A 16,480-nucleotide genomic window follows, 5' to 3' on the forward strand; every position below is an offset into this window, starting at 1 on the left:
AGGGGATTATGGCACAGGGACGCACCGACAATCTGATCACCGTTCTCGATATCGGATCCTCGAAGATCTGCGCGATGATCGTGCGCAACCCCGAGGGCAGCGATTTGCAGGTGCTCGGCACCGGGCAACGCGAAAGCAAGGGCATCCGCCGCGGTTATATCGCCGACATGGAGCAGACCGAGGCGGCGATCCGCGCCGCGGTCGAGCAGGCCGAGCGCATTGCCGGGATCAATATCGACAGTGCCTGGGTCGGCTTTTCGGCGGGCGGACTGGTCAGCAAGGTGACGACGATCGAGGCCGATCTGGGTGGCTACCGGATCGAGGATGCGCATATCCGCGATCTCCACATCGCCGGGCTCAACGCGATCGATCCCGAGGATATGGAAATCCTCCACGCCCATCCCACGCTCTACACGCTGGACGGCCTGGAAGGCGTGAAAAATCCACTCGGGCTGCACGCCGACCAGCTCGGCGTCGATATCCACGCCGTGCTCACCGAACGGTCTCCGATGCGCAATCTCGATCATTGCGTGCGCAGCGCCTATCTCGGCGTCGAGGGTATCGTCGCCTCCCCGGTCGCCACCGGCTATGCCTGTCTGAGCGATGAGGAGCGCGAGCTCGGCGTCGCGCTCGTCGAACTCGGCGCGGGCGTCACCAATGTTTCGCTGTTCGCCGGCGGCATGCTGGTCGGCCTCACCTCGATCCCGATCGGCGCGGCCGATATCACCGACGCGGTCGCCACCCAGTTCGCGATGCGCCGGGCGCAGGCCGAACGGATCAAATGTTTTCACGGTTCGGCGACGACGAGCCCGCGCGACAATCACGACATGATCGATATCACCGGCGCCTCCGAAGACGAGAGCGGCGACGCGCCGCGAATCACGCGCGCGCAGCTCATCTCCGTCGTTCGCGAACGGCTCGAGGATCTGATGGCGCAGGTCGGGCAGGCGCTCGATGATATGGGATTCAGCGGTCCGGTGGGTCGGCAGGTCGTGCTGACTGGCGGCGGCGCGGAGCTCAAGGGCATCGCAGATTTTGCGCAAGGCGCGCTGGGCCGGACGGTCCGGACGGGCCGTCCGATCGCGCTGGCGGGCCTGCCCGAAGCGCATTCGGGACCGGCTTTCGCGACGCTCGCCGGGCTCGCCCGCTTCGCCGCGGAAGGGCCGGCGGACCTGCGGGTCATGCAGGATCAGGAACAGCTTGTGCACCGTACGGCGAAGGGCGGGCTGTGGAGCCGATTCATGGCTGCGTTCAAGAGTGAATATTGAGCGATAAAGTGAGGTTTATCCACGAGTCGCGGCACTTTTTCGCTGGCATCGCCGAGTCATTGTGTTGTAGTATTGGTTAACGTTTTGATCAGGATGCAAAATTGCAAGGGGGAGACCACGTCATGAGCATCGAATTCACCCGTACCGAAGTGAGCGAATTGCGGCCCAAGATCACCGTAATCGGCGTCGGCGGCGCGGGCGGTAACGCGATTGCCAACATGATAGCCGCCGAGGTCCAGGGCGTCGATTTCATCGTCGCCAATACCGACGCCCAGGCGCTCAACCACAGCGATGCCGACACCCGGATCCAGCTCGGCCCTAAGATCACCGAAGGCCTGGGCGCGGGTTCGCGTCCCGAGATCGGCCGCGCCGCCGCCGAGGAAACCCTCGCCTCGATCGACGACGCGCTGGACGGTTCGCACATGTGCTTCATCGCTGCCGGCATGGGCGGCGGAACGGGCACGGGCGCCGCTCCGGTGATCGCCGAAGCGGCCCGCAAGAAGGGCGTCCTGACCGTCGGTGTCGTGACCAAGCCGTTCAGCTTCGAAGGCTCGCGGCGCGCCAAATCGGCGGACTCGGGCATCGAAGAGCTGCAGAAGCATGTCGATACGCTGATCGTCATTCCCAATCAGAACCTGTTCCTCATCGCCAACCCCGACACGACCTTCAAGGACGCGTTCCGGATGGCCGACGAAGTGCTCCAGCAGGGCGTGCGCGGGATCACCGATCTGATGGTCATGCCCGGCCTGATCAATCTCGACTTTGCCGATGTTCGCTCCGTCATGGAGGAAATGGGCAAGGCGATGATGGGTACGGGCGAGGCCGAGGGCGACAATCGCGCCCGCGAAGCAGCCGAGAAGGCGATCGCCAACCCGCTGCTCGACGGCGTGTCGATGCAGGGCGCCAAGGGGGTCATCATCTCGATTACGGGTGGCGAGGATATGCGCCTCATGGAGGTCGACGAAGCGGCCAACCATATCAAGGAGCTGGTCGATCCGGACGCCAATATCATCTGGGGTTCGGCATTCAACGACGATCTCGAAGGCAAATTGCGCGTCTCGGTCGTCGCGACGGGCATCGATGCCGAAGCCGCTGGCGAAGCGAAGCCGATGCCGGCCAAGGTCTTCAGCTTCCCCTCGGCACGCGACAAGGCCGAAGAAGCTGAAGCGGAAACCGCAGCCGAGGCCGAGGAGACGGTCGAGGAAATGACGCCGCTGGCCAAGGACGAGCCGGAAGCGCCGGCGACGGCGGAACCGGCCGAGCCGGAAATCGAGGAGATTGCGGCGGAAGCGGAAACCGACACAGCCGCCGAAGAGCCGGCTGCCGAACCCGAGGCGCCGGCTGCCAGCGAGCCGGTCACGCGGATCTTCGACGATACGGCACCGATACCCACGGTGACCGAACGCCGGGCGCCGCGATCGAGCCCGACTTTCACGGTGCGGGCTGCCGACGGAGAGTCGCGTCAGATGTCGGCCGATGCCCGTCCGGCCGGAACGAAGGCGGATGCCGGTGAAGACGAGTTGCTGCTCGACGCTGGCAATATCGTTTCGGCGGACGATACGCCGGAGGAAACGCCGGCCTCGCCGACGAACAAGTGGATTGCCGAGGACGACAAGGTCGATGCGGCGCCTGCCGCCAAGCCTGCGCGTTCGGGCGGGACGCTGTTCGAGCGGATGTCGAACATCGCCCGTGGCGCGGCAAAGGTCGAAGGCGAAGAGAAAAAGGCGGCATCGGGCGGCGATCGCGATTCGCTCGACATTCCGCACTTCCTGAACCGCCAGAACAACCAGTAGCAAAGCGATCGTGCCGGCGTCCTCGATCCCGTAAAGAGGGGTGGAGACGCCGGCATCTTCATGTTTGCCGACTGGAAGGCACATTTTGTCGATTGCGCGGGTACGGTTTGCCGTGCGTTCAGAAAACGGGCCGTCTATGATCGACCGGTAATGCCCCGTCCCACACTTGTTTATAGTCCGGCGCTAGGCCGCTCCGCCCGCCGCTTCCTGTTCGGCGTCCTGTTGGCGGGCGTTGCGATGCCCGCCGCGGCGCAGCGCAGCGATGCCTTTCCCTTCATGGACCGCAGCCGGCAAGCCCAGGCAACGGCCGGCGATCTCAGCCGCTTCCTCACGATGCTGGCCGACAATCCGAACAATGTGGAAGCGTTGATCGGTGCCGGGCGCTCGGCGCTTCAGCTCGACGATGCCGATGCGGCGCTCGGCTTTTTCGTCCGCGCGAACGAACTCAGTCCGCGAAACGGCCGGGTCAAGGCGGGGCTCGGTGGTGCGCTCGTCCGTCTCGAACGTCCGCTCGAGGCGATGCAGCAGTTTCGCGAGGCGGAGCGGCTGGATGTGCCGCTCATCGAGTACGCCGCCGATCGCGGTTTTGCCTACGACCTGCTCGGCCAGCCGGCATTGGCCCAGGCCGATTATCGGCTCGCCATCGACCGGCGTTCGACGCCGGCGCTGTTGAAGCGATTGGCGATCAGCCTCGCAATCTCCGGCGATCAGGCGGGCGCGCTCCAGGTCCTCGATCCGCTGCTCCGCGCCCAGGATATGACGGCGTGGAGAACACGAGCCTTCGTCATCGGGCTGACGGGCGATGTTCGCGACGCGGTCGAGGCAGCGGCGATCGCACTGCCTCGCCGCGAACTCGAGATCCTGACACCCTATCTTGGGCGCCTTTCCGGACTTAGCGATGCCGGCAAGGCGCAGGCCGTGCATTTCGGAACCTTCCCGGCGAGCGGCGACGGGCCGCGCTACGCGCTGAGCGATTTTCCGGAGCTCGCCGCGGCCGGCACGCCGGGTGCGGGGCTGGTGCCGCAGGGCGCGGCGCTCGGTTCCCGTACAGAGGCCGAGATTCGGAGGGAAACCCAGCGGGAGCAACGCCGGCGCGAACGCCGTGAAGCGATCGCCCGGCGCGTTGCCGCACGGGAAGGCCAGAGCCGCCGCCGTCCGGGCCGCAGCGAAACCGTGCAAATGGCGCAGGCCGAGACGGCACCGCCCGCACCCCCGCCATCGCCTCCACCACCACCGCCCCCGCCTCCGCCACCTCCCGCTGCTGCGGTCGAGACGGCTCCGGCGATCGATCCGGCGCCGGATGCGCCGCAGCCCGGTTTCGCGTCGCTCCCTGCGGCGGCCGAGACGGACTCCGGAAATGCGCAGGCTGAGGCTGAAGCGGCACCAGCGGGGGCGGAGGAGGGCGTATCGGTTATCGAAACCCGCTTCTCGCTGGCCGACCTCGAAGCCGATCTGCGCTCGCGGGCCGAACGCGAGCGCGCTACGGAGGAAGCGCGTGCCCAGGGGCCGTCCCCGGAATCGCTCTTGCCGGCGGCGCTCGCGGCGATCACGCCTGCACCGCCACCGCCACCGCCACCGCCACCGCCACCGCCACCGCCACCGCCACCGCCACCGCCACCGCTGGCAGCGGCCGGTGAGCAGGCCGCGGAGCCGGACGCAGCGGAACCGGCCGAGCCGGCGCGCAACTGGGTGCAACTGGCAACCGGCCCGACGCAGGACGGGTTGCGGTTCACCTATCGGCGCTATGCGCGGGTCAACGCGGTTTTTGCCGGCCGCGAGGGCTGGTACACGCCGCTCGGCCAGAGCAACCGGTTGCTCGTTGGTCCCTTTGACAGCGGCGCCGAAGCCCAGGCCTTTATCAACACACTGTCCGAAGCGGGCGTCGAGGCGCTGCGCTGGCGCAGCCCCGAAGGCCAGTCCGTCATCCGGCTGTACCGGGAAGGGCGCGCGCCCCAGCCGACCGAAGCGGCGATGGCGGGCGGATCGACGACGGCTGCACCCGAGCCCGAAGCCGCGCCCGCGCATCCCGCGCGGACATGGGCCCAGGTCGCGATCGGCCGCGAACAATCGGCCCTGCGCTTCACCTATCGGCAATTCTCGCGCCGCGCGCCGGAGGCGTTCGAAGGCCAGACCGGCTGGTTTACACCCTGGAATGCGACGAACAGGCTGCTGGTCGGCCCGTTCGACAGCCGCGTCGAGGCCCAGGCCTTTCTCGATGCGATCGAGGCGGAAGGCGAGATCGACGGCCATACTATCCGTAGCGCGGAGGGGCAGGAGGTCACCCGCCTCAACCCGCGATGACCCTCGCTCTCTTTGCTTCCAATCCGGCGCAGTCGCGGGGCCGCTTGCACGACGAGGGGCGCGACGAAATGCGCGGACCCCGCGACGCGTTTCAACGCGACCGCGACCGGATCATCCATTCGGTCGCCTTCCGCCGGCTGCGCGGCAAGACGCAGGTGTTCGTCGCGCCGGACGGAGATCATTTCCGCGTCCGCCTGACCCACAGCCTCGAAGTCGCGCAGATCGGCCGGACGATCGCCCGCGCGCTCGGGCTGAACGAGGATCTGACCGAGGCGTTGTGCCTTGCCCATGATATCGGCCATCCGCCATTCGGCCATGCGGGCGAGGACGCGTTGCAGGTGGCGCTCGCCGGTTCCGGCGGCTTTGATCACAATGCGCAGACGCTGCGCATGCTGACCCGGCTCGAACATCGCTATCCGCGGTTCGCGGGCTTGAACCTGAGCTGGGAAACGCTGGAGGGGCTGGCGAAACATAACGGTCCGATCGACGACCCGTCCTGGGCGCTGGCCGATGTCGATGCCGAACATGAACTCGATCTCGACAGTTTTGCGAGCCTCGAAGCGCAGGTGGCGACGCTCGCCGACGATATCGCCTATGACAATCACGATATTGACGACGGGCTGCGCGCTGGACTGTTCGATCGCGGGACGCTGTTCGCAATCCCCGAGATAGCCGAGATCTGGGAACGCGCCGCGCACCGCTTTCCGGATGCCGGTCCCGCACAGCTCGCGTCCGAATTGATCCGCGAACAGATCGGGCTGATGGTCAACGATCTGATTGCGGAAACCCGAGCGCGCGTCGCCGATGCTGCGGTGGCCAGCGCCGACGATGTTCGCGCCGCCGGCCGCCAACTTGCCGCCTTCTCGCCCGCGATGGCCGAACATGAACGCACCCTGAAACGCTTTCTCTACGCCAATATGTACGAACATCCGAAACAGGAGGAGGTCGCCGATGCGGTCCGGGCGGTCGTGGAAGGGCTCTATGCGGCCTATCATGCCGATCCTGCGCTGCTGCCGGAGAACTGGCGGAACCGCTTGCCCGACGAGGAGCCGCACCGGGCGCGCCATATCGCCGATTTCATCGCAGGCATGACGGACGGTTTTGCGATCCGTTGTTATCGCGAAGTGGTCGGCCCGCTGGAACTGCCCGAGGGTTTTTGATCCCGGACGGATCAGGTCCGGCTACGTTTCTCCCTCAAAAGATGATAGTTTTCTTCAAAGCGCGGTTAACGGCGCGTCGATCGCGAACGTCATTCGGGAAGAGGGAGAGAAACATGGGGAGTTTCCTCGAAGATGTCGGGATCGGGCTGTTGTCCGCCGTCCTCGGCAAGAAAAAGACCAACGCGTTCCTGATCAACCGGCTTGTCGAGCGGGGGAGAAACCGGCCACATGCTTGGAGCACGCGCTCCGACTATATTACCTGGCCAGGCCTCAAGGATCGCAGCTATTTCGGTCGGCTGTTGCCGAGCACGCGCTGGCCGAGCGTGACGCCGCCGGCCTTGCCGCCGCCCGAGGAGGTGGTCGAGCTGTTCCTCGCCGGCCCGAACGGCCAGCAGCTCTGCCCCAAATCCACCTGCCTGTTCCCGGCTTTTGCCCAATATCTCACCGACGGTTTCCTCCGCACAAAGCTGTCCAATGTCGATGCGGAGGAAGACCGGACACGCACGACCTCCAACCATGAAATCGATCTCAGCACGCTCTACGGCCGCACCGAATGGCAGACCCGGGCGCTCCGGCTTCTGTCCGGCGATTCCGGACGCAAGGGGCGCCTCAAATCGGAGGGGATCGACGGCGAGGAATGGCCGCTGAGGCTCTATCAGCCGGGCGGCGAGCAGATCGATCCGCAATTCCTCGATCCAGAAACCGGTCAGCCGATCCTCGATACGCCCCTGGGGATCAGCCATACGACGCCCGAGATGCGCGAAACGCTGTTCGCGGTCGGCGGGGACCGGGTCAATGCAGCGCCCCAGACCGCGATGATGAACGTCCTGTTCCTGCGCGAACATAACCGGGTCGCGGCCCTGATCGAAGGCGATCATCCCGAATGGGACGATGACCGGGTATTCGAAACGGTGCGCAACATCCTGATCGTGATGTTCATCAAGCTCGTGGTCGAGGAATATATCAACCATATCAGCACCGCGAAGTTCAAACTGCGCGCTTTGCCGAACGTCGCCTGGACGGCCGACTGGAACCGCGAAAACTGGATGACGATCGAGTTCACCCTGCTCTACCGCTGGCATTCGCTGGTTCCGCAGAAAACGCGCTGGGCGGAGCAGGATATCGACGGCAATCTGCTGCTGCTCAACAACAGGGTGCTGCTCGATGGCGGACTCGCCGGCGCCTTTGCCGACATCTCCGCCAATCCGGCGACCGAGCTCGGGCTCGGCAATGCCGCCGATTTCATGCGCAAGGCGGAGATGGACGCGCTGCGCCAGTCACAGATCAATGCGGTGCAGGGCTATGCCGCCTATCGCAGGGAGATGGGCAAGGACGTGCCGGAAAGCTTCGCCAAGCTGGTCGGCAGGTCGAAGGATCCGGCCGAACAGGCGCGGCGCGATGCGTTGGCCGGCGAACTGGAACGGCTTTACGGGTCGGTCGACCGGCTCGAATTCTATACGGGGCTCTTCGCCGAGCCGCGCGAGCCCAACGGGCCCTTGCCGGACCTGCTGACCGCGATGGTGGCGATGGATGCCTTCTCTCAGGCGCTGACCAATCCGCTGCTCTCCGAACATGTCTGGGGTGACGCGAAAAACCAGCGTCAGACGTTCACCGAGCGGGGCATCGCGATCATCGCCGAGACCGAGAATCTGCGCGATATCCTGGCGCGCAACGCGACGGGGCTCGGCGACCGGTTCGTCGGCATGACGCGGCCCGAGTGGCGGCGCGAATAAAGATGTCGGGCGGCCTTCCAGCAGCGGAATTGCCCACCGGCTCCTGATCGTCTAATCGCCCGGCTCGCACAAGAACGGGAAACCAGTGACCATTTACACCCAGTTCGCCGACCATATCGGCGCCATTCTCGATCGTCTGGCCGAGGCGGGGGATATTCCCGCGGAGCTCGACCGCAAGAATGTGGCCGTCGAGCCGCCGCGCGATCCCTCGCACGGCGATCTGGCGACCAATGCCGCGATGGTGCTCGCCAAGTCCGCGGGCAAGAATCCGCGCGAGCTCGCGGCGCTGATCGCTCCGAAGCTCGCCCGGCTCGACGGCGTTTCAGCGGCCGAGATCGCCGGCCCCGGCTTCATCAATATCCGCCTCGACGAGCAGGCCTGGCGCGACGAGTTGAAAACGATTGCCGTCGAGGGTGCAAATTATGGCAAATCGGCCATGGGTGCGGGCAGGGCCGCCAATGTCGAATATGTCTCGGCCAACCCGACCGGGCCGCTCCATATGGGCCATTGCCGGGGCGCGGTCGTCGGTGACGCGCTTGCCAACCTGCTCGAATATGCGGGCTATTCCGTCATTCGCGAATATTATGTCAACGATGCCGGCGGGCAAGTCGATATTCTCGCGCGCTCCGCGCATATCCGGTATCGCGAGGCGCTGGGCGAGGATGTCGGGGAAATTCCCGATGGCCTGTATCCGGGCGACTATCTGAAACCCGTTGCGCAAGCCCTCGCCGAGGAATTCGGCGATCGCTACGCACAGGCTGAAGAGACCGAGTGGCTGCAGATATTTCGCGAGCGCGCGGTGGCCGCGATGTTGCACCTGATCCGCGCGGATCTCGCGCTGCTCGGTATCCGGCACGACATCTTCGCATCGGAAGCCGATGTGCTGGCGGCAGGCAAGCCGCAGGCAGCCGAGGCCGAACTGCGCGGACGCGGTCTCGTCTATGACGGAGAGCTCGAAAAGCCCAAGGGAAAGACGCCGGAGGACTGGGAGCCGGTCGAGCTGCCGCTCTTCAAATCGACCGAATTCGGCGACGATCAGGATCGGCCGATCCGCAAGTCGGACGGGTCATGGACCTATTTCGGCAACGACCTCGCCTATCATTACCAGAAGAGCCAGTCGGCCGACATCCTGATCGACATATGGGGTGCCGACCATGCCGGCACGGTCAAACGGATCAAGGCGGCGGTCGCGGCACTGACCGGAGGCGAGACCGAATTCGACGTCAAGCTCGTCCAGATGGTCCGGCTGTTGCGGGACGGCGAACCGGCCAAAATGTCGAAACGGTCTGGTAGCTTCATCACGCTCGCCGATGTCGTGGACGAAGTGGGCAAGGATGTGGTTCGCTTCACCATGCTGACGCGCAAGGCCGATGCGCAGATGGACTTCGATTTCGCGAAGGTCGTCGAAGCGTCGAAAGACAATCCGGTCTTCTACGTCCAATATGCGCATGCGCGCATCCGCTCGGTGCATCGCAAGGCCGAGGCCGAAGGGATCGCCCTGGACGGCGAGGCGGATCTCGGTCTGCTCGACGGCGAGGAACTGGCGCTGGTCAAGCGTGCCGCGCAATTCCCGCGGATCGTCGAGGCAGCGGCGGCGGCTTATGAACCCCATCGGATCGCCTTCTATCTTTTTGATCTTTCAGCAGAATTCCATGCCTTGTGGAATCGTGGTAATGATCATCCGGAAAAGCGGCTATTGATAGTTAACGACCCGGAACGGACCTTGGCCCGGCTGGCCTTGGCGGCCGGAATCGGGCAAATTATCCGCAATGGCCTGGCGATCATGGGTGTGGAGGCCGTCGAGGAGATGGAGTGATGAGTAACGAGGACGTGTCGGACACGCCCGAGGAAGAGCGTTTGCCATGGCTCGAGGCGGTCGAGGAAGATGAGGATGAGGGCGTCAGCCTTTTGAAGCTGATCGGCGGTGTGCTCGTTGTGCTCGTCGCGATCGCGCTTGTCGTCGGCGGTATCTTCTGGTTGCGCGATCGTGGGCCCGCCGCACCTGACGGCGCGGAGCTGATCGCCGCGCCGGAAGAGGATTATCGCGTGCGGCCCAGCGAGGCTGGCGGCATGGAGGTCGAAGGCGAGGGCGATGCCGCGTTTGCGGCGAGCGAGGGCGGCAGCCCCGAGGGCCGGATCGATCGCAGCGCGACGCCTGAGGAACCCGTCTCCGGGCGCCGGGTCGCGGCGACCTCAGGCGAAAATTCGGGCAACGATGCCAGCGGCCGGCCGAGGGGAGCTGCCAGCGCGCGGATTCCGGCGAGCAACCGCAGCCTAGCCGAGTCCGCCCCGCGAACCGCTGGCGGTAATGCCGCCGCCTCGTCGAGTGGCGCGACGGCGGCCAGTGGCCGACTTATCCAGCTCGGCGCATTTTCCAGCGAGGCGGCCGCCAACCGGGCCTGGACGCAGATCAGCCGGCAGAACAACGCGTTGAATTCTTTACAGCATTCGGTGACCCCGGTCCGGGCCGGCGGGCGGACGCTGTACCGCCTTCGAGCCGCCACCAGCTCCCGGGACACCGCCCGGTCGCTCTGCACCCGCTTGCGCAATGCCGGGCAAGCGTGCAGCGTGGTGGTCAACTGATTTAGGACCGGTCGGCCGTAAACGAGATGTCTACGAAGAGAGCGCGATGAAGCCCGTCGTCTTTGGCATTGCCGCGGAAACGCTGAATGACGAAGAGCGGGCGCTGTTCCGCGACAGCGACCCGGCCGGCTATATCCTGTTCGCGCGCAATGTGGCGGATCGCGACCAGTTGCGGGCGCTGACCGACGAGCTTCGGGAGATATCCGGCCGCGACAATGTGCCGATCCTGATCGATCAGGAAGGCGGGCGCGTCGTGCGGATGAAGCCGCCGGTCTGGCCGGAATTCCCGCCCTGGGCGAAATTCGATGCGCTATACGACAAGGCGCCGATTTCGGCGATCGAGGCGGCGCGCAGCAATGCGCACGCGATCGGCCTGACGCTCGCCGAATGCGGAATCACGGTGGACTGCCTGCCGCTGCTCGATGTCCGTCAGCCCGGCGCGCATGACGTGATCGGCGATCGTGCGCTCGGGTTCGAGCCGATGCGGGTGGCCGCGCTTGGCCGGGCGGTGCTGGACGGTCTGGCCGAAGCCGGAGTGGCCGGCGTCGTCAAGCATATTCCCGGGCATGGCCGAGCGATGGTCGATACGCACAAGGCATTGCCGCGCGTGACCGCCTCGGCCGAGGAACTGGCCAGCGATGTCGCGCCGTTCAGGAAACTCGCCGACGCGCCGATGGCGATGACCGCCCATATCGTGTTCGAGGCGTGGGACCCGGATCGTTGCGCGACTCTGTCGCCGATTGTGATCGACACGATCATCCGCGGCGAAATCGGGTTCGACGGGCTGCTGTTTTCCGACGACCTCGACATGCAGGCGCTTGAGGGAGATCCCGCCGACCGCGCCGTCGCGGTGGTCGAGGCGGGTTGCGATATCGGGCTCAACTGCTGGGCGCGGATGGACGAGATGAAACGGACGGTCGAACGGCTCGATGACATCTCGGCGGTTTCACGCGAGCGCCTTGATCGCGCCATGGAAGCGGTTCGCCCTGCCGAGACCGCCGACGCGCTCGATGCGCTGATCGACAAGCGCGACAGACTGTTGGCGCTGGCGTGAGCGAGGCGGGCGAGGATATTTTCGACGAGGCGCCGGAGGTCGCGGAAGCCGAACGGCTGACGCTCGATCTCGACGGCTGGGAAGGGCCGCTCGACCTGCTGCTCAGTCTTGCGCGGACGCAGAAGGTCGATCTCCGGGAAATCTCGATCCTCGAACTGGTCGAGCAATATCTGGCCTTTATCAACGACGCCAAGGCGCTGAAACTCGAAATCGCCGCCGATTATCTCGTGATGGCGGCCTGGCTGGCCTATCTCAAATCCTGTCTCTTGCTTCCCAAGGAGGAGCAGGAGGATCCGAGCCCCGAGGAACTGGCTCTGCGCCTCCAGCTTCGGCTGCAACGGCTCAACGCGATGCGCGAGGCGGGCGCGCGGCTGATGGCGCGCAATCGCGTCGGGCGGGACGTGTTTCTGCGCGGCGCGCCCGAAGGCATTCGCGTGATCCGCAAGAGCCGCTGGCAGGCCGAGCTTTACGACCTGATCGCCGCCTACGGCCAGCTGCGCGCGCGCACCGAGCCTGCGGTCCATATCGTCGCCCACCGCCCGGTGATGACGCTCGAAGCGGCGCTGGAGCGGCTCGAACGGCTGGTCGGCCAATCGGTCGACTGGGCGACCCTGGAGAGTTTCCTCCCGGACAGCGCCGATGACGGCTATCGCAAATCGGCGCTGGCATCGAGCTTCGTCGCCGCGCTGGAGCTTGCCCGTCAGGGCAAGGCCGAGATTCAACAGGACGAACATTTCTCCGATCTGATGGTGAGACAAGGCAAATGACCGAAATCAGCGACGATGTCCGGGCGATCGAGGCGGCGCTCTTCGCTGCAGAGGACCCGTTGACGCTCAACGATCTGTCGCAGGCCGTGGGCGAGGATGTCGATGTCCGTGCGGCGCTCGAGGAATTGCAGGCCCATTATGCGGGGCGCGGCATAAACCTGGTCGAGCGCGGCAAGCGCTGGCATTTCGAAACCGCGCCGGATCTCGCGCACGTCCTGCGCCGGGAGCGGGAGGAACCGCGCAAGCTGAGCCGTGCGGCGACCGAAACGCTGGCGATCATCGCCTATCATGAGCCCGCCAGCCGGGCCGAGATCGAGTCCATTCGCGGCGTCCAGATTTCCAAAGGCACGCTCGACGTGCTGATGGAAGCGGGCTGGGTACGTCCGGCGGGTCGGCGGGAAACGCCGGGAAGACCGTTAATATACGCAACAACCCCTGTATTTCTCCAGCATTTCGGGTTAGAGAATCGGCGCGACCTACCCGGTCTTGATGATCTCAAAGCTGCCGGGCTGCTCGATCCTGTGGATGCCGCGCTCGAAGAGCTCGAACTGGAATCCGCCGAACAGGATGACTAACTAGGCCGCGGATAAGGAGAAAATTCATGGCTTTAGGTCCGTGGCAAATTGTTATTGTAGTGCTGCTCATAGTCCTGTTTTTCGGGCGCGGGCGGATTTCCGACATGATGGGTGATCTCGCCAAGGGCATCACCAGCTTCAAGAAAGGCTTGCGCGAAGACGAGGACGAAGGCCAGTCGGCCGCTTCGTCCGAGCCGCCGCGCATTGCGCCCCAGCCTGCGCCGCCGCCGGCGGAAACGACTGTCGAAGCCAAGCGCGAAGACAGCGCCAGCTAGGCTTTTCGCGCCCGGCCTTGCGGGTCGGGCGTGCTGCTCAGGCATTGAGGTAGATCGGCGCCTATGTTCGATATTGGTGCAATAGAGCTGTTGCTCGTCGGTATGGTGGCGCTCGTCATCATCGGACCGAAGGATTTGCCGATCGCGATGCGCACCGCGGGCCGCTGGCTCGGCCAGCTGCGGGCGATGACCGGCCATTTCAGGGTCGGGATCGACGCGATGATCCGGGAAGCCGAAATCGAGGAACAGGAGAAGGCCTGGGCCGAGAAGAACGCCCAGATCATGCGCGATCATCCGTCGGAAAAGATAGAAAAACCCGAGAAGCCTGAGAAGCCCCAGGCGGCCGAGGATGTCGCGATGCGGCCGCTTGAAGAGAGTCCGGCTCCGGGTCCGGACGACCAGTCGCGGACCGACGCGTCTTCCGAAACGCAATTGCCGCTCCTGCCCGACGATCCCGACCCGAAGGCGCGGGATGAAAAACCATGAGCGACGAAGCCGAAATCGACGAAAGCAGCGCGCCGCTGCTCGATCATCTGATCGAGCTCAGGAACCGGCTGCTCTGGTGCATGCTCGGTCTCGCGATCGCGTTCGGAATCTGTTTCTATTTCGCGACAGAGATATTCGAATTTCTCGTCCAGCCGCTTACGGCGGCTTTCCCCGAAGGTGAGGGACGCCTGATCTATACGCAGCTCTACGAGGCCTTCTTCGTGGAGATAAAGGTCGCGATGTTTGGCGCCTTCGTGATCGCGTTCCCGCTGGTAGCGAACCAGATCTGGGCGTTTGTGGCGCCCGGTCTCTACAAGAATGAGAAGGGCGCCTTCCTCCCGTTCCTGTTCGCGACACCTATATTGTTCACGCTCGGGGCGGCGCTCGCCTATTATGTCGTCATGCCCGTCGCGTTCCGGTTTTTCCTTGGCTATCAGGGGGAAGTCGGCGGGCTTGACCAGGAAGCGCTGCCGGCCGTCGGCAGCTATCTGTCGCTGGTGATGCGCTTCATCATCATCTTCGGGATCGCCTTCCTGCTTCCGGTGCTGATCCTCCTGCTCAATCGCGCCGGGCTTGTCGACCGCGCACAGCTTGTCCGCGCCCGCAAATACATCATCGTGGGCGCCTTTATCATCGCCGCGATCTTCACGCCCCCCGATCCCGTCACGCAGCTCATGCTCGGCATACCGCTCTGCCTTCTGTTCGAACTGACCCTTGTGATCATCTGGTTCACGGAGAAGCGGCGCAAGGCGGAAAAACCGGCTTGAATCGGGAAACGCTCTTCCTCCGCGCCGGGGATGAGGCGGCCTTTCCGGTTCGCGACGGATGCCGGGTCACACCGTTGATCGATTCCGCGGAAATGTACCCGCGGCTCGAAGAGCGAATGCTGACCGCCGACCGGACAGCGTGGCTCGCCTTCCGGATTTTCGATCCGTCGACCAGGTTGCGATCGGACGCAGCGCAGGAAAAGGGGCTGACGGACTGGGCCGATCTCATTCTTTATACCGTTCGGCGCGGCGTCGAAGTGCGCCTGTTGCTGGCCGATTTCGAACCCGTGATGGCTGAGCGGCTGCATGCCGGAGCATGGCGCAGCTTCCACCGGATTCAGGCGGCTCGCGCGCTGCTTTCCGATGCCGATCAGCAGCGGCTTCAAATCATCGTCATCCAGCATGTGGGGGAAATCGGCTGGTTCTGGCGGCAGATGCTGCGCCTGGCGCTGCGCCGGCGGATCCGGCGGCTGGTCGAACGGTTTTTCGGCAGGCTGGAAAAAGATGCGGACGCTTTCAATGTACGTCCCGGCCTATGGCGCTGGTTGCGATGGAACGGCGATCGGCCGACCGGATGGAAGCCCGGCCCGCCACCGCGGCTCTGGCCGGCGACCTATCACCAGAAATGCGCGATCATCGATGGCAAGACCGCCTTTATCGGCGGTCTCGACCTTGACGAGCGGCGCTGGGACGATTCCGAGCATGATCGTCCGGCCGATGAGACCTGGCACGATCTTTCGGCCATCGTCGATGGTCCGGCGGCGGGCGATGCAGCCCAGAACTTCGTCGATCTGTGGAACGCCGAACTGACGCGGTTCGCAGAAATTGTCGGTCAGTGGACGAGCGACGAGACGCCGGACATCGCAGCCGGCCCGCTGGATCGTATCGACGGTCCCGTACCCGCCGCGCCGCGCCATGATGCCGACGCGACGGTTCAGCTGTTGCGGACGCGATCGCGCCACTCCGCCTCGCTATTTGCCTTCGGCCCCGTGCCCGATATTCGCGAACTGAAGTTGGCGCACCGACAGGTAATCGGGGCGGCAAGAAAGCGGCTCTATGTCGAAGCGCAGTTCTTTCGGTCGCAGGATGCGGCGCACTGGGTGATCGCTGCGCTGCGCGACAATCCGGCGCTGGAGGTGGTCATCCTGATCGCCAACGTTCCTGAAGAGATCGCCTTTCTGGGTCAGGGCGATAATCCCGCGCATCGGCATGGCGAGTATCTCCAGGCCAAGGCGCTGACCCGCATTCTCAAGGCTGGCGGGCCCGAGCGTGTCGGTCTGTTCACGATGGCGCGCGACGAAGCCGCCGACCCAGTGGAGGATCGCTATTCGGACAGTCGCGGCACCGCTTTCGGGTCCGGGCTCATCCATATCCACGCGAAACTGCTGATCGCCGATGATGCGGCCTGTCTGATATCCTCCGCCAATATCAACGGCCGCAGTTTCAACTGGGATACCGAACTCGGTTTTCTGTGGTGGCAACCGGACGGCGCTATTGCGGCGTTCCGCGATGAGCTTTGGTCCCGTCTTTCAGGCGGAGCACTGGCCGGCGATGCGGGGCTGGCGGAATGGCGCAGCCTTGCCGACCATAACCGGCTGTCCGATGCCGGCGATCGCAAGGGATTCATCATTCCCTATCAGCGTGCGCGGGCGCGGCGATTTGGCCGCCCGCATTTCTACGTGCCCGACAGTCTGGTCTGACGGTGGAGCGTCGCCGTG

Annotated in this window: 14 protein-coding genes; all 14 read left to right on the top strand. The window is 64.8% G+C overall.

Translation table 11 applies throughout. The annotated features are described in order from the left end of the window. Positions 1-8 precede the first annotated feature (8 nt). Positions 9-1,268: a cell division protein FtsA gene (gene ftsA, locus HFP57_RS15495; RefSeq protein WP_176870628.1), complete on the top strand. Its 1,260-nt coding sequence runs from the start codon at positions 9-11 to the stop codon at positions 1,266-1,268. Positions 1,269-1,390: 122 nt separating this feature from the next. Beyond that, positions 1,391-3,061 (top strand): cell division protein FtsZ, encoded by a 1,671-nt coding sequence (gene ftsZ / locus HFP57_RS15500; protein WP_176870629.1) that lies wholly within the window; start codon positions 1,391-1,393, stop codon positions 3,059-3,061. Positions 3,062-3,211: 150 nt separating this feature from the next. Then, complete coding sequence (locus HFP57_RS15505) at positions 3,212-5,362, top strand: CHAT domain-containing protein (protein WP_176870630.1); 2,151 nt, start codon at positions 3,212-3,214, stop codon at positions 5,360-5,362. Further along, on the top strand, positions 5,359-6,522 hold the full coding sequence (locus tag HFP57_RS15510; protein ID WP_176870631.1) for a deoxyguanosinetriphosphate triphosphohydrolase: 1,164 nt from the start codon (positions 5,359-5,361) through the stop codon (positions 6,520-6,522). The genes HFP57_RS15505 and HFP57_RS15510 overlap by 4 nt, the downstream gene beginning before the upstream one ends. Before the next feature lie 113 nt (positions 6,523-6,635). After that, the gene (locus HFP57_RS15515) at positions 6,636-8,255 is read left to right on the top strand and encodes a peroxidase family protein (protein ID WP_176870632.1); all 1,620 of its coding nucleotides are present in this window, start codon (positions 6,636-6,638) and stop codon (positions 8,253-8,255) included. A gap of 85 nt (positions 8,256-8,340) precedes the next feature. Then, the gene (gene argS / locus HFP57_RS15520; RefSeq protein ID WP_176870633.1) at positions 8,341-10,071 is read left to right on the top strand and encodes an arginine--tRNA ligase; all 1,731 of its coding nucleotides are present in this window, start codon (positions 8,341-8,343) and stop codon (positions 10,069-10,071) included. Continuing rightward, positions 10,071-10,838 carry an SPOR domain-containing protein gene (locus HFP57_RS15525; protein WP_176870634.1) on the top strand — a complete coding sequence of 256 codons (768 nt, stop codon included), beginning with the start codon at positions 10,071-10,073 and terminating at the stop codon, positions 10,836-10,838. The genes argS and HFP57_RS15525 overlap by 1 nt, the downstream gene beginning before the upstream one ends. A 46-nt stretch (positions 10,839-10,884) precedes the next feature. Beyond that, positions 10,885-11,892, top strand: coding sequence for a beta-N-acetylhexosaminidase (nagZ, locus tag HFP57_RS15530; protein ID WP_176870635.1), 1,008 nt, complete (start codon positions 10,885-10,887; stop codon positions 11,890-11,892). Next, positions 11,889-12,659 (top strand): segregation and condensation protein A, encoded by a 771-nt coding sequence (locus HFP57_RS15535; protein WP_176870636.1) that lies wholly within the window; start codon positions 11,889-11,891, stop codon positions 12,657-12,659. Before nagZ ends, HFP57_RS15535 begins: the two co-directional genes overlap by 4 nt. Then, positions 12,656-13,234: an SMC-Scp complex subunit ScpB gene (scpB, locus tag HFP57_RS15540; RefSeq protein WP_176870637.1), complete on the top strand. Its 579-nt coding sequence runs from the start codon at positions 12,656-12,658 to the stop codon at positions 13,232-13,234. Before HFP57_RS15535 ends, scpB begins: the two co-directional genes overlap by 4 nt. Before the next feature lie 26 nt (positions 13,235-13,260). Beyond that, entirely contained in the window at positions 13,261-13,509 is a 249-nt protein-coding gene (gene tatA, locus HFP57_RS15545) for a twin-arginine translocase TatA/TatE family subunit (protein WP_176870638.1), read from the top strand. Positions 13,510-13,572: 63 nt separating this feature from the next. Continuing rightward, positions 13,573-13,995, top strand: a complete 423-nt coding sequence (gene tatB, locus HFP57_RS15550; protein WP_176870639.1) for a Sec-independent protein translocase protein TatB — start codon at positions 13,573-13,575, stop codon at positions 13,993-13,995. Further along, positions 13,992-14,762 carry a twin-arginine translocase subunit TatC gene (gene tatC, locus HFP57_RS15555; protein ID WP_176870640.1) on the top strand — a complete coding sequence of 257 codons (771 nt, stop codon included), beginning with the start codon at positions 13,992-13,994 and terminating at the stop codon, positions 14,760-14,762. Before tatB ends, tatC begins: the two co-directional genes overlap by 4 nt. After that, positions 14,759-16,462 carry a hypothetical protein gene (locus tag HFP57_RS15560; RefSeq protein WP_176870641.1) on the top strand — a complete coding sequence of 568 codons (1,704 nt, stop codon included), beginning with the start codon at positions 14,759-14,761 and terminating at the stop codon, positions 16,460-16,462. Before tatC ends, HFP57_RS15560 begins: the two co-directional genes overlap by 4 nt. Positions 16,463-16,480 lie beyond the last annotated feature (18 nt).

The organism is Parasphingopyxis algicola (genome assembly GCF_013378075.1).
Classification (GTDB): Bacteria; Pseudomonadota; Alphaproteobacteria; order Sphingomonadales; family Sphingomonadaceae; genus Parasphingopyxis; species Parasphingopyxis algicola.